The organism is Streptomyces sp. NPDC004721, assembly GCF_053601495.1.
In genome coordinates this window covers 35,362-49,559 of the sequence record NZ_JBSGBZ010000032.1, presented here as the reverse complement: position 1 = coordinate 49,559, position 14,198 = coordinate 35,362, and the positions used below count along the sequence as shown (strand labels likewise).

The 14,198-nt window shown below is 73.1% G+C and carries 11 protein-coding genes and 1 riboswitch; of the genes, 9 read left to right on the top strand and 2 right to left on the bottom strand.

What is annotated here, in order from left to right; translation table 11 throughout:
* The first annotated feature begins 27 nt into the window (after window positions 1-27).
* From ACWEK3_RS26825 to ACWEK3_RS26815, 3 genes are all read left to right on the top strand, one after another.
* The gene (locus ACWEK3_RS26825) at window positions 28-1,401 is read left to right on the top strand and encodes a M16 family metallopeptidase (protein ID WP_450542332.1); all 1,374 of its coding nucleotides are present in this window, start codon (window positions 28-30) and stop codon (window positions 1,399-1,401) included.
* A complete protein-coding gene (locus ACWEK3_RS26820) occupies window positions 1,398-2,786 on the top strand; it encodes a M16 family metallopeptidase (protein ID WP_450542334.1) in 1,389 nt (462 codons plus the stop codon). Before ACWEK3_RS26825 ends, ACWEK3_RS26820 begins: the two co-directional genes overlap by 4 nt.
* A 223-nt stretch (window positions 2,787-3,009) precedes the next feature.
* A riboswitch (cyclic di-AMP (ydaO/yuaA leader) is annotated at window positions 3,010-3,170 on the top strand.
* Window positions 3,171-3,182: 12 nt separating this feature from the next.
* Window positions 3,183-3,938 (top strand): M23 family metallopeptidase, encoded by a 756-nt coding sequence (locus ACWEK3_RS26815; protein WP_450542336.1) that lies wholly within the window; start codon window positions 3,183-3,185, stop codon window positions 3,936-3,938.
* 199 nt (window positions 3,939-4,137) lie between these two features.
* Here the strand turns inward: ACWEK3_RS26815 and ACWEK3_RS26810 are convergent, their stop codons facing one another.
* Complete coding sequence (locus ACWEK3_RS26810; protein WP_361415292.1) at window positions 4,138-4,419, bottom strand: HPr family phosphocarrier protein; 282 nt, start codon at window positions 4,417-4,419, stop codon at window positions 4,138-4,140.
* Between the two features lie 176 nt (window positions 4,420-4,595).
* Between ACWEK3_RS26810 and ACWEK3_RS26805 the strand changes: the two genes are divergently transcribed.
* Complete coding sequence (locus ACWEK3_RS26805) at window positions 4,596-7,652, top strand: bifunctional acetate--CoA ligase family protein/GNAT family N-acetyltransferase (RefSeq protein WP_453250761.1); 3,057 nt, start codon at window positions 4,596-4,598, stop codon at window positions 7,650-7,652.
* A 43-nt stretch (window positions 7,653-7,695) separates the two neighbouring features.
* Here the strand turns inward: ACWEK3_RS26805 and ACWEK3_RS26800 are convergent, their stop codons facing one another.
* A complete protein-coding gene (locus ACWEK3_RS26800; RefSeq protein WP_453250760.1) occupies window positions 7,696-8,715 on the bottom strand; it encodes an Lrp/AsnC family transcriptional regulator in 1,020 nt (339 codons plus the stop codon).
* 109 nt (window positions 8,716-8,824) lie between these two features.
* Between ACWEK3_RS26800 and ACWEK3_RS26795 the strand changes: the two genes are divergently transcribed.
* The 5 genes from ACWEK3_RS26795 (at window position 8,825) to ACWEK3_RS26775 (ending at window position 14,175) form a co-directional block, all read left to right on the top strand.
* Entirely contained in the window at window positions 8,825-10,246 is a 1,422-nt protein-coding gene (locus ACWEK3_RS26795) for an MFS transporter (protein ID WP_453250759.1), read from the top strand.
* Complete coding sequence (locus tag ACWEK3_RS26790) at window positions 10,243-11,484, top strand: amidohydrolase (protein WP_450542342.1); 1,242 nt, start codon at window positions 10,243-10,245, stop codon at window positions 11,482-11,484. The genes ACWEK3_RS26795 and ACWEK3_RS26790 overlap by 4 nt, the downstream gene beginning before the upstream one ends.
* A 167-nt stretch (window positions 11,485-11,651) precedes the next feature.
* Window positions 11,652-12,248, top strand: coding sequence for a DUF5998 family protein (locus ACWEK3_RS26785; RefSeq protein ID WP_141357577.1), 597 nt, complete (start codon window positions 11,652-11,654; stop codon window positions 12,246-12,248).
* Window positions 12,248-13,456, top strand: coding sequence for an alkaline phosphatase family protein (locus tag ACWEK3_RS26780; protein WP_453250758.1), 1,209 nt, complete (start codon window positions 12,248-12,250; stop codon window positions 13,454-13,456). The genes ACWEK3_RS26785 and ACWEK3_RS26780 overlap by 1 nt, the downstream gene beginning before the upstream one ends.
* 68 nt (window positions 13,457-13,524) lie before the next feature.
* Window positions 13,525-14,175, top strand: a complete 651-nt coding sequence (locus ACWEK3_RS26775; protein ID WP_388727804.1) for a thymidine kinase — start codon at window positions 13,525-13,527, stop codon at window positions 14,173-14,175.
* Window positions 14,176-14,198 lie beyond the last annotated feature (23 nt).

Genomic DNA, 14,198 nt, shown 5'->3' with positions numbered 1-14,198 from the left:
ACCGCCACCGCGATCGAAGGGACGTACATGCCCATGGGTCACACGGCCGCAGCCGAGGCAGACTCCGGCGGCCTGACAGCGACCGAGCACCGCCTGGCCAACGGCCTGCGCGTGGTGCTCTCCGAGGACCACCTGACCCCGGTCGCGGCGGTGTGCCTCTGGTACGACGTCGGCTCGCGCCACGAGGTCAAGGGACGTACCGGCCTGGCTCACCTTTTCGAGCACCTGATGTTCCAGGGCTCCGCCCAGGTCAAGGGCAACGGCCACTTCGAGCTGGTGCAGGGCGCGGGCGGCTCGCTCAACGGCACCACCAGCTTCGAGCGCACCAACTACTTCGAGACCATGCCCGCCCACCAGCTGGAGCTCGCCCTCTGGCTGGAGGCCGACCGCATGGGCTCCCTGCTCGCGGCGCTGGACGACGAGTCCATGGAGAACCAGCGGGACGTCGTCAAGAACGAGCGCCGCCAGCGCTACGACAACGTCCCCTACGGCACCGCCTTCGAGCGGCTGACCGCCCTCGCCTACCCGGAGGGCCACCCGTACCACCACACGCCGATCGGGTCGATGGCGGACCTGGACGCGGCCACCCTGGAGGACGCGCGCTCGTTCTTCCGCACGTACTACGCGCCCAACAACGCCGTTCTGTCGGTCGTCGGTGACATCGACCCGCAGCAGACGCTCGCCTGGATCGAGAAGTACTTCGGCTCCATCACGTCCCACGACGGCAAGCCCGAGCCCCGCGACGGCTCCCTGCCGGAGGTCATGGGCGAGCAGTTGCGCGAGGTCGTCGAGGAGGAGGTCCCGGCCCGCGCCCTGATGGCCGCCTACCGGCTCCCGCACGACGGCACGCGCGCGTGCGACGCGGCCGACCTGGCGCTCACCATCCTCGGCGGCGGCGAGTCCTCCCGGCTCTACAACCGGCTGGTGCGCCGCGACCGTACGGCCGTCGCGGCCGGCTTCGGACTGCTGCGGCTGGCCGGCGCGCCCTCCTTGGGCTGGCTGGACGTGAAGACCTCCGGCGACGTCGAGGTTCCCGTCATCGAGTCGGCCATCGACGAGGAGCTCGCCCGGTTCGCCGAACAGGGCCCCACGGCCGAGGAGATGGAGCGCGCCCAGGCCCAACTGGAGCGCGAGTGGCTGGACCGCCTCGGCACGGTCGCCGGCCGCGCCGACGAACTGTGCCGCTACGCCGTCCTGTTCGGGGACCCGCAGCTCGCCCTGACCGCCGTCAAGCGGGTCCTGGAGGTGACGCCCGAGGAGGTCCAGGAGGCCGCCAAGTCCCGCCTGCGCCCCGACAACCGCGCGGTGCTCGTCTACGAGCCGACCGCCGCCGACGCGCAGGACGACGCCCAGGGCGCGGACGCCGCGGCCACCGACGAGACCGAGGAGGCGGCGAAGTGACCGAGCTCGCCACGATGGAGTTCCACCCCCAGCCCCGGGCCGGCGCGGCCAAGCCGTGGGCGTTCCCCGCGCCCGAGCGCGGGACGCTGGACAACGGCCTGACGGTGCTGCGCTGTCACCGCCCCGGCCAGCAGGTCGTCGCCGTCGAGGTGCTGCTGGACGCGCCCCTGGACGCGGAGCCGGCCGACCTGGACGGCGTCGCCACGATCATGGCGCGGGCCTTCTCCGAGGGCACCGACAAGCACTCCGCCGAGGAGTTCGCCGCCGAGCTGGAGCGCGCGGGCGCCACCCTCGACTCGCACGCCGACCACCCCGGCGTACGGCTGAGCCTGGAGGTCCCGGCCTCCCGCCTGGCCAAGGGGCTCGGCCTGCTGTCCGACGCCCTCAGGGCGCCCGCGTTCGCCGAATCCGAGGTCGAGCGCCTGGTGCGCAACCGGCTCGACGAGATCCCGCACGAGCTGGCCAACCCGGCCCGCCGCGCCGCCAAGGAGCTGTCCAAGGAGCTCTTCCCGGCCGGCTCGCGCATGTCCCGTCCGCGCCAGGGCACCGAGGACACGGTCGGCGCGATCGACTCGGCGGCCGTCCGCTCGTTCTACGACCGGCACGTGCGTCCGGCGACGGCCACCGCTGTGGTCGTCGGCGACCTCACCGGCGTCGACCTCGACGAGCTGCTGGGCCGGACCTTGGGCGCCTGGACCGGCTCGCCCGCCAAGCCGCGGCCCGTGCCGCCGGTGACCGCCGACGACACCGGCCGCGTGGTCATCGTGGACCGGCCCGGCGCCGTGCAGACACAGCTGCTCATCGGCCGGATCGGCCCGGACCGGCACGACCGCGTGTGGCCCGCCCAGGTGCTCGGCACCTACTGTCTCGGCGGCACCCTCACCTCCCGCCTGGACCGCGTCCTGCGCGAGGAGAAGGGCTACACCTACGGGGTGCGGGCGTTCGGCCAGGTGCTGCGGTCGGCCCCCGACGGGTCGGGCGCCGCGATGCTCGCCATCAGCGGCTCGGTCGACACCCCGAACACCGGCCCGGCCCTGGACGACCTGTTCACGGTGCTGCGCAAGCTCGCCGCCGAGGGCCTCACCGACGCCGAGCGGGACGTCGCCGTGCAGAACCTCGTCGGCGTGGCGCCGCTGAAGTACGAGACGGCCGCCGCCGTGGCGGGCACGCTCGCCGACCAGGTCGAGCAGCACCTGCCCGACGACTACCAGGCGACGCTCTATCAACAGCTCGCCGCGACCGGCACGGTGGAGGCGACCGCGGCCGTCGTCAACGCGTTCCCGGTGGACCGGCTGGTGACGGTCCTCGTCGGTGACGCGGCGCAGATCAAGGAGCCCGTCGAGGCCCTGGGCGTCGGCCGGGTCATCGTCGTCGCGGCCGAGTAGAGGTACCCCCCTCGCCGCCGCACGCGCGGCGAACGGCACACGCGCACGTGGGGCCCTGGTGCGAAACGCCACCAGGGCCCCACGATGTCCGAATTGAGGGGGAGGTTGCCTGTCTGCCCTGTGGTATGCGCTACAAAACATCTGATCCGTTTGGGAATTGAAAGCGGCCCCGTTTAGCGTCGGTCCGTCTGTTCGTCGGGCAGTGCGCCGCGTCCGCGGCACCGGACAGCCATCGCCGAGTCCCCGTACGGCGCGAGCCAGGGGAGCCGGGGACCCACCGTCCCTGGGGTGAATCGGACACCCGCGCGCGCCGCGAGGGGGCCGTAGGAGACCTTCCTGCTCCGAACCCGTCAGCTAACCCGGTAGGCGAGAGGGAAGGAAAGGACCCACGTCTCCATGGCGTTCACCCGCGCCGCCGGGAAGCACCGCCGGCCGAGCCGGATGCACCGCACCACCGCTCGCGCGGCGGGCGTCGCGGCCCTGGCCACCACCGGCGTCATCGGCACCCTCGCCGCCCCGGCCCTCGCCGCGGAGGATCCCGCCGCCGAGGACACCGGCCTCACTCCGGTCGTCACCATCGGCGACAGCGTCGCCGAGAAGATCGACGCCCAGGCCCTCGCCCAGCACAGGGCCGCCGCGCGCAAGCAGGCCGAGGAGGCCGCGCGCAAGAAGGCCGCGGAGCGGGCCGCGAAGGAGCGCGAGGCCAAGGCGCGCGCCGCCCGCGAGGCCGAGCGCAAGCGTCTCAACGCCTTCGTGACGCCGATCCTCGGCTCCTACATATCGACCGGCTACCGCACCGGCGGCTCCCTGTGGTCCTCCGGCACCCACACCGGCATCGACTTCCACGCCGCGAGCGGCACCACCGTCCACGCGGTCGGCATCGGCACCGTCGTCGAGACCGGCTGGGGCGGGGCGTACGGCAACCAGGTCGTGATCAGGATGGCCGACGGCATGTACACCCAGTACGGGCACCTGTCGTCCATCGGGGTCTCGGTGGGCCAGCAGGTCGTCCCGGGCCAGCAGATCGGCCTGTCCGGCGCGACCGGCAACGTGACCGGACCGCACCTGCACTTCGAGGCTCGTACGTCCCCGGACTACGGCTCCGACGTCGACCCCGTGGCCTACCTCCGCCGGCACGGCCTCAACATCTGACCTCCCGCGCCGGCACACCGCCCGGCGCGTCACGCGACACTCCCGAAGCCCCGGCTCCCGAGCCGGGGCTTCCGGTGTTCCCCGCCGTGTTCCCTTCCGGTGTTCCGGTGTTCCGGTGTTCCGGGGGCACGCCGGGCACGCCGAAGCCGTGCCACCCCGTCCGGGCGGCACGGCTTCGGCGCAGGAGCGGTCCTGCCGGTCAGACGGTCTCGGGAAGCTCCCCGAGCCCCTCGGCGACCAGCTTGGCCAGCCGGTCCAGCGCGGCGTCCGCGCCGTCGGCGTCGGAGGCCAGGACGACCTCCTCGCCGCCCTCGGCGCCGAGGCCGAGCACGGCCAGCATGGAGGCCGCGTTGACGGGCGTCCCGTCGGCCTTGGCGATCGTCACGGGGATGCCTGAGGCCGTGGCGGCCCGGACGAAGATGGAGGCGGGGCGGGCGTGGAGGCCCTCGGCCCAGCCGACGTTGACGCGGCGCTCAGCCATGTGTTGCTGCCCTTCGGGTGATCAGGGTTGTCTAGACCAGTTTTCCACACGTGAAGCGAGCCCGGAGCGGGGGTGCGCGCCGCCCCGAGTGGCGTCGGACCGCGGCCTCGGTCCGACGTGTGTCCTCCACAGACTGCCTCGCGCCGCTGTCGGACGCGAGCCGTACGCTGGGGCCCATGCAGACCTCGCCGGACCGGCACGAGTACCCCGCCCACTGGGAGGCCGACGTGGTGCTGCGCGACGGCGGCACCGCACGGATCCGCCCCATCACCGCCGATGACGCCGGCCGTCTGGTCAGCTTCTACGAACAGGTGTCGGACGAGTCCAAGTATTACCGCTTCTTCGCGCCCTACCCGCGCCTGTCCGCGAAGGACGTCCACCGCTTCACGCACCACGACTTCGTGGACCGGGTGGGACTCGCGGCCACGGTCGGCGGCGAGTTCATCGCCACCGTACGCTACGACCGCATCGGCGCGGACGGCATGCCCGCCTCGGCGCCCTCCGACGAGGCCGAGGTCGCCTTCCTGGTGCAGGACGCCCACCAGGGACGCGGGGTCGCCTCCGCGCTCCTGGAGCACATCGCGGCCGTCGCCCGCGAGCGCGGCATCCGGCGCTTCACCGCCGAGGTGCTTCCGGCCAACACCAAGATGATCAAGGTGTTCACGGACGCCGGGTACGTCCAGAAGCGCAGCTTCGAGGACGGCGTCGTACACCTGGAGTTCGACATCGAGCCGACCGACCGCTCGCTGGCCGTGCAGCGCGCACGGGAGCAGCGGGCCGAGGGGCGGTCGGTACGGCGGCTCCTGGTGCCCGGCTCGGTCGCCGTCATCGGCGTGGGCCGCACGCGCGGCGGCGTGGGCCGCAGCATCCTCGACAACATCCACGACGCCGGGTTCACGGGCCGGCTCCACGCCGTGAACCGGGCCTTCGGCGAGGACTGCCGGGAGATCGACGGGGTGCCCGCCCACCGCTCGGTGCGGGACATCGACGGGCCCGTGGACCTCGCCGTCGTCGCCGTGCCGGCCGAGCGCGTCCCGGACGCCGTCACCGAGTGCGGCGAGCACGGGGTGCAGGGGCTCGTCGTGATCTCCGCGGGCTACGCGGAGAGCGGCCCCGAGGGACGCGAGCGGCAGCGCGCCCTCGTGCGGCAGGCGCGCACGTACGGCATGCGGATCATCGGGCCCAACACCTTCGGGATCATCAACACCTCGCCGGACGTCCGGCTGAACGCCTCCCTCGCCCCCGAGCTGCCCCGGCCCGGCCGTATCGGGCTGTTCGCCCAGTCCGGGGCCATCGGGATCGCGCTGCTGTCCCGGCTGCACCGGCGCGGCGGCGGGGTCACCGGGGTCACGGGCGTGTCGACCTTCGTGTCGGCCGGCAACAGGGCGGACGTCTCCGGCAACGACGTCATGCAGTTCTGGTACGACGACCCCGACACCGACGTCGCCCTGATGTACCTGGAGTCCATCGGCAACCCGCGCAAGTTCACCCGCCTGGCCCGGCGTACGGCGGCGGTGAAGCCGCTGGTCGTGGTGCAGGGCGCGGGCTCCGCCCCGCAGGGGCACGCGGTGCGGGCGACGCGGCTGCCGCACGCGACGGTGTCCGCGCTGCTGCGGCAGGCCGGCGTGATCCGGGTGGACACCATCACCGAACTGGTCGACACCGGCCTGCTGCTCGCCCGGCAGCCGCTGCCGCCGGGCCCGCGGGTGGCGATCCTCGGCAACTCCGAGTCGCTGGGAGTGCTGACCTACGACCGCTGCCTCGCGGAGGGGCTGCGCCCCCAGCCGCCGCGGGACCTGACGACGGCGGCGTCGGCGGAGGACTTCCGGGTCGCGCTGTCCCGGGCGCTCGCCGACGAGACCGCCGACGCGGTGGTCGTCACCCTGATACCGGCGCTGGGGGAGGGGGCCGCCGAGGACTCGGCCCTGGCCGAGGCGCTGCGCTCGGCCGCGCAGGAGGTCCCCGGCAAGCCGGTCCTGGTCGTGCACGTCGAGTTCGGCGGCCTGGCGGAAGCCCTCTCCGCCGCCACCAGCACGGCCCCGCCACCCGGCCCGGGCCCCCACCCGGGAGCGACCCCCCTCCTGCCGCCTCCCACGACGCCCCGGCCTGCCTCGGCATCCGCGGCGGGTCCGGGGCACCAGGAGGGCCGGGCATCCCTGGCAGCCCCGAATCCCGAGACCGGCACAGGTCCAAAGGCATGCACGTCAGGACCTCGGCGAGGTCCGGGCCAGGCTTCCGCCACGGGCTCGCAGCTCCGCCCCGGCTCCCGGTGGCCGTCCCCTGCCGTGCCCGACAGGGCCGCGGCCGGGGACGCAGGTCCGGCGGGTGTGACAGCGGGCGGTGCCGGGCTCGGGCCGGCCCCCACCGGGCCGCGGCTGATCACCGCCTATCCCGCTGCCGAGCGTGCGGTGCGGGCCCTTGCCGAGGCGGTCCGGTACGGCCAGTGGCGACGGGAGGCCGTGGAGCCGGGGAAGGTGCCGGAGTACGAGGACATCGACGAGAAGGGTGCCGCCGCCTTCATCGGCGGACTGCTCGAGCGCGGGCAGGGCCTCACGCTCGGTACGGAGGAGACCTGCGAGCTGCTGGGCCGGTACGGCATCCACGTGCGCCGGGCCCTGCCCGCGCCCACCCCCGACGCCGCCGCGGAGGCCGCCCGCGCCCTTGGCTACCCCGTCGCCCTGAAGGCCACCGCCCCGCACCTGCGGCACCGCGCCGACCTCGGCGGCGTACGCCTCGACCTCACCGACGAGGATCAACTCCGCCGGGCCTACGCCGAGTTGACCGACCTTTTCGGCAAGCCCGAGGAGCTGCGGCCGGTGGTGCAGGCGATGGCACCCCGAGGGGTCGACACCGTCGTGCGCGCGGTCATCGACCCGGCGGCCGGCGCGGTGCTCTCCTTCGGGCTCGCCGGGGTCGCCTCCCAGCTGCTCGGCGACATGGCGCACCGGCTGATCCCGGTCACCGACCGCGAGGCCACCTCCCTGATCCGCTCCATCCGCACGGCACCCCTGCTCTTCGGCTGGCGCGGCTCGGCCCCGGTCGACGCCCCCGCGTTGCAGGAGCTGCTGCTGCGCGTGTCACGGCTGGTCCACGACCACCCGGAGGTCGTCGCCGTCACCCTGGAGCCGGTCGTCGTCGCCCCGCGCGGGCTGAGCGTCCTCGACGCCACCGTGCGCCTGGCACCCCCGCCCGCCCGCGACGACCTCGGCCCGCGCACGCTCCCGGTGTACTGAATCGGCCACCAGGGCCCCTCCGGGCTCGGAACCGGTGCGCGCCCTACCAGGGCCGTATGGGCTTCGTTCCCGTGCGTCGTCCGTCCCCGTCGAGCAGGTGCCCCATCCGCTTGACCGTCCGCAGTCCGACGATCCGGTCGACGACCGTGAGGGAGGGAAGCCGGGCGCACATCGCCGCTTCGCGGCGCTGGATGTCGCCGATGTCGCGCAGCCAGAACGTGGCGAGGATGTTCGTGGAACCGGTGACGGCGGCGACCAGACGGCACTCGGGCAGCGTGGCCAGCGTTCGGTGAAGGGTGTTCAGGTCACGGGCGGGAGCCTGGCCGCGGAAGGTGACGGACACGGGCAGTCCCGTCAGGTGCGGGGCCATGTCGCAGCGGAAGAGGATCACCCCGGAGTCGGTGAGGCGGTGCACCCTGCGGCGAACTGTCGCGGCGCTGGTGCCGGCGCGCTCGGCGAGCGCGGCGAGTCCCAGACGTCCGTCGCTGACCAGGGCATCGAGGAGAGCACGGTCGATGCGGTCTGGTTCGACGGAGGAACCCGCCTCGCGGACACCGGCACCGGGAAGGCCGAGGGCGCTCAGTTGCGCGGTGTCGAGGGAGTGCAGCCGCCAACGGCTGCCCTCCGTGTAGAGCGAGGTGGCGAAGAGGCACTCCACGGCGGTCACCTCGGGGAGCCCGGCCAGGCGCTCCGTGAGGGAGTGTGTCAGCGAGGCCAGGTCCGGGACCAGGACGTCCAGCAGGAGATCCGCGGTGCCGGGTGCGGTGAGTTCGACGGTGACGACCTCCTCGAAAGCGGACACCTGTTCGGCGAGCTGTTGCCGTGCGCCTGGACGGCAGCGCAGCAGTACGAACGCGGTGCAAAGGGTGCGGGAGAACACACGGCCCGGCGCCGCGTACACCCAGGCGAGCCCCTCCGCGGTCAGCCGCTCCCAACGCCGCGCGAGCGTGCTCGCGGTCACCCCCAACAGGGGTGCCAGTTCCGACCAGGACGCCCGGGGCTGCAACTGCAGTGCATGAACGAGAGCGAGGTCCAGCTCGCTCGGAATGCTCGTTTCCAGCATCGGGCACGTCCTCCTCGCACGATTTCCACGAAGTTCCGGGTCGGTTCGACCGGCGCCCGCACAGTAGCGCCCACGTCGGGTTCCAGCCACCAGAAGAGGTGAGACAACGGTGACCAGAGGCATCGACTCCGGCCGCGGACTGCTCGCGACCATGACGGTGATCGTGGTGTGCAGTGGCGTGGTGCAGGGGTATCTGACCCCGCTCCTGCCGAAAGTCGGCCATCACGTCGGCATCGGCAGCGTCGGTCAGAACAACCTCTACCTTCTGTCCCAGGTCGCGTTCGCGGTGATGACGCCACTGCTGTCGCGACTGGGAGACATCCACGGGCACCGCAGGCTCCTGCGCGTCTGTGTGGGCATGGTGGCCGGCGGTTCCCTGCTGATAGCGGTGTGGCCGACGACCGTGACCCTCGCCGTCGGCATGGCCCTGCAAGGAGCCGTCGTCGGCTTCTTTCCGCTGCTCGCGGGAATTCTGCGGTCCCGCGCACCGGAGCACGGACGGGTCGGAATGTCGGTCCTGGTCGGCGCGTTGCTCATCTCGATCGGCCTCGGCGGCCTCGTCGCGGGCGCGCTCAGCGAGGGACACGCCGTCGCCGGCCTGTGGACGGCCGTGCCCCTCGGCGCACTCGCGGTGACCGCCGCCCTGGTCCTGCCGGACAGCACCGCTCCGCGCGGCGGGGACTTCAACTTCCGGGCGGCGACGCTGCTCACCCTGGGCCTGGTGGCACTCGTCCTCGTGCTGGCCCAGGGCGAGACCTGGGGCTGGATGTCGTCCGAATCCCTGGTCACCGCCGTCCTCGCGGTACTCCTGCTGGTGGTCTGGGTGTTGGTCGAGCGACGGTCCACGCATCCTCTGGTCAACGTGCGGCTCCTGCGCGATCCGCGCCTGGCGGTGGTCAGCGCCCACACCTTCTGCGCCGCCTTCGGCACCATCGGGTTCCTGGGCGCGAACGCCGTGTTCCTCGGGACCGATCCGGACGGGACGGGTTACGGCATGGGCCTGGGATCCCAGGCCATCGCGTTCGTCTCCCTCGCCATGGTCGTCGCCGGATGCTTCGGGTCCACGGCGACCCCGCGACTGGCACGGCGTGTCGGCGACCGCGCGGTGCTCGGCGCGGTGGGCGTCATCGGTGCGGCGGGCTTCCTCTCCATGATCGTCTTCCACGGTTCCCTGTCCCAGTACCTCGTCGGCGCTCTTGTCGTCGGTCTGGCCACCGGCATGTTCGAGTCGATCACGCGCACCCTGGCGGCGGAGGTCGTCGCCGAGGCCGAGACCGCGCTCTCCGTCGGCCTCAATGAGCTGGCACTCTCCCTGGGCGCGGCCATCGGAGCGGCCGTGATCGGCGCGCTGTTCGCCGGCCACCAACTGGCCGGCGGCCACATCGCGCTCACGGGCTACGTGTGGTCCTGGGGGGTGTGCGCCGGTGTCGCCCTGCTGGGCGCGGTGCTGGGCCTGGCCTTCCGTGGTGTGCCCGCCACCGGGATCGGGCGAGTGGGTCAGCCCCTGGCACAGAGCGGAGAGCCGGCATGACGCGAGCGCAGCAGGGAGCGCACCGGCACGAGGTACGGGAACAGGCGCTGGCCGGGGCCGCCGAAGCTGTCCGCGGCCGGCGGGAACGCCTCGTCGCCCTGAGTCACAGCCTGCACGACGAGCCGGAGACGGCTCTGCGGGAGCACAAGTCGGCCGCCAAGGTCGCCGGCCTCCTCGCCGAAGCCGGCTTCACCGTCACCCAGGGTGCCGCCGACCTGCCCACCGCGGTGGTCGCCACCCACGGAACCGGCGACCTGGTCGTGGCCCTGTGCGCGGAGTACGACGCGCTGCCGGGCATCGGACACGCCTGCGGTCACAACGTGAACGGGGCCGCCGCGGTCGGCGCCGCGCTCGGCCTCGCGGCCGTCGCGGATCAGCTCGGCATCACGGTGAAGCTCGTCGGCACGCCGGCGGAGGAAGACATCGGCGGCAAGGTGCTGCTCCTCGAGGCCGGAGTGTTCGACGACGTGGCGGCGGCCATGATGGTGCACGCGGCGGCGCAGGACACCGTCGGTGCCTCGTCGCTGGCCGTCGGCGCCTGGGACGTCACCTACCGGGGGAGGCCCTCCCACGCGGCTCTGGCCCCCTGGGAGGGAGTCAACGCGCTCGACGCGATGACGCTCGCGCACACGGCGATCGGCCTGCTGCGCCAGCAACTCCCGCCCGGCACCCTGGTGCACGGCGTCGTCTCCGAGGCCGGGCAGGCCGTGAACGTGATTCCGGCACTCGCCCGGGCCCGCTACGAGCTGCGGGCTCCCACGTCGGAGCAGCTCGCGTACGCCCGGCGCCGGGTCGGGTCCTGCTTCGAGGCAGGCGCCCTCGCCACGGGCGCGGAACTCGAAATCGTCCCACACGGCCACGATTTCGCCGATCTGCGACAGGACGCTTTCATGACGGAGTCCTACGTGCGGGCGGTCAGGGAGCTGGGCCGCACACCGGTGCCGCGGCACGGTGAACTGATGGCCTCGACCGACATGGGGAACATCTCCCACCTGGTGCCGACGATCCACCCGACCATCGGATACGACACCGGGGGCGCGAAACAGCACACGGCCGAGTTCGCCGGGTACGGCAAGAGCCGAGGTGCCGACCGGGCCGTCATCGACGGGGCGACGGCCCTGGCACACGTGGGGGTGGAACTGGCCACCGACGTCGTGCAGCGACGCCGGCTTCTGGACGGGGTCGCTGACCGCAGCCTGCGCCCGGGAGGTTCGGCTGCCGCTCGGCCGCCCTGCTGAAAGGCGTTCGTATCACTCTCGACGCGGGCCTGCCGGCCGCGTGGCCGGCAGGCCCCCGCATGTCCCCGCCCGGTGCGGCACCTGCGTGACGGCCCTGCTGTTCGAAAGGACCGGGTTGCCCTTGACTGGCCCGGAGCGGTGCCTCGCAGTCGGCGCGCCCCCGTAGGATGGACGGCATGGCCAAGACCAGTACGACGACCCAGGGGCTGCGTTCGGCGATCGAACGCAGCGGTTACTACCCGGCTCTCGTGGCCGAGGCGGTGGAGGCCGCCGTGGGCGGTGAGCCCATCCGGTCGTACCTGGTCCACCAGGAGACCACGTTCGACCAGAACGAGGTGCGGCGGCACGTGACGGTGCTCGTCCTCACCGGCAACCGCTTCATCGTCAGCCACACCGACGAGCAGGCCGCCGACAGCACCTCCCCGACGCCGTACGCCACCACGTCCACGGAGTCGGTGAAGCTCGACCGGATCTCGTCGGTCGTGGTCAGCCGCGTGGTCGCCAACCCGGAGCAGTACACGCCGGGCACGCTGCCGCGGGAGGTCGTGCTGACCATCGGCTGGGGCGCCGTGTCCCGGATCGACCTGGAGCCCGCCGCCTGCGGCGACCCCAACTGCGAGGCCGACCACGGCTACACCGGCAACTCGACGGCGGACGACCTCAGCCTGCGCGTCAGCGAGGCCGGCGACGGCCCCGAGACGGTGCGGCAGGCCCTCGCGTTCGCGCAGTCCATCTCCGAGGCCACCGCGGACCCGACCCGCTGATGACCCGCCCCTTCTCCCCCGACGACGCCACCGCCTGGGGCCACCCGGAGCCGCTGGCCGTCGAGTCCGCACCCGTCCCCGAGTACGGAACCGGCTCGCTCGCCGACCTGCTGCCCACACTGGCCGCCGGCATGGGCGTACCCCGGATGACGGCCGCGATCGGCGAGCTGGCCCCCGCCGACCGCGCGTGCGTCTTCCTGATCGACGGCCTCGGCTGGGAGCAGCTGAAGGCGCACCCCGCGGACGCGCCCTACCTGACCTCCCTGCTCGGCAGCTCGCGCGGCGGCACCGGCCGCCCGATCACCGCCGGGTACCCGGCGACCACGGCGACCTCGCTCGCCTCCGTCGGCACCGGCCTGCCCCCGGGCGCGCACGGCCTGCCCGGCTACACCGTGCGCAACCCGGCCACCGGCGCGCTGATGAACCAGCTGCGCTGGCAGCCGTACAGCGATCCGCGCGCCTGGCAGCCCCACCCCACGGTCTTCCAGCTCGCCCAGCAGGCGGGCGTGCACGCCGCCCAGGTGTCCTCCCCGGCCTTCCAGAACACCCCGCTGACCAAGGTCGCCCTCAGCGGCGGCACGTTCGTGGGGCGGCTGACCGGCGAGGAGCGCATGGACGTCGCGGCCGAGCAGCTCGCCGCCGCCGACCGGGCCCTCGTCTACACGTACTACTCCGAACTCGACGGCGCCGGCCACCGCTACGGCGTCGACTCCGACACCTGGCGCGGACAGCTGATGCACGTCGACCGGCTCGTCCAGCGCCTGGCCGAGCAGCTCCCGCCGCACAGCGCGCTCTACGTCACCGCCGACCACGGCATGGTCGACGTCCCGTTCGACGAGCAGCACCGCATCGACTTCGACGAGGACTGGGAGCTGCGCGCCGGCGTCGCCCTGCTCGGCGGCGAGGGACGCGCGCGGCACGTGTACGCGGTGCCGGGCGCCGAGGACGACGTGCTTACCTGCTGGCGCGAGGTGCTCGGCGAGCAGTTCTGGGTCGCCTCCCGGGAGGAGGCCCTCGCGGCGGGCTGGTTCGGGCCGCGCGTCGACGACCGGGTGTACGCCCGGATCGGCGACGTGGTCGCCGCCGCCCGCGACGACGTCCTGCTCGTCGCCTCCGAGCAGGAGCCGAAGGAGTCGTTGATGGTCGGCAACCACGGTTCGATGACCCCTGCCGAGCAGCTGGTCCCCCTGCTGGAAGTACGCTCCTGAGGCCCCTTCCCGCCCTGCTCGCTGTACACCACCGTCCTCCTCACTCGCCGAAAGGTGCCCAACTGCTCATGCCCGAGCTGGTGTTCTTCTCCGGAACCATGGACTGCGGGAAGTCGACACTGGCTCTCCAGATCGAGCACAATCGCTCCGCGCGCGGACTGACGGGCATGATCTTCACCCGTGACGACCGGGCCGGGCACGGCAAGCTGTCCTCGCGCCTCGGCCTGGTGACGGACGCGGTGGAGGTCGAGGACGACGTGGACCTGTACGCCTACCTCGTCGACCACCTCTCGCAGGGCCGGCGCGCGGACTACGTGATCGCGGACGAGGCGCAGTTCCTCGCGCCCGAGCAGATCGACCAACTCGCCCGCGTGGTCGACGACCTGGAGATGGACGTCTTCGCCTTCGGCATCACGACGGACTTCCGCTCCAAGCTGTTCCCCGGCTCCCAGCGCCTGGTCGAACTGGCCGACCGCGTCGAGGTCCTCCAGGTCGAGGCCCTGTGCTGGTGCGGCGCCCGCGCCACCCACAACGCCCGCACGGTGGGCGGCGTCATGGTGGTCGAGGGCGCCCAGGTCGTCGTCGGCGACGTGACCCGGTCCGCGGACGAGATCGGCTACGAGGTGCTGTGCCGCCGGCACCACCGCCGCCGCATGACGGCCGCCTCCGCCCGCGCGGCGGCGCTGTCCCCGGACGTGCTGCCTGTGACCGCCGACTGACCGAGCACCTACACCTGCGTCAG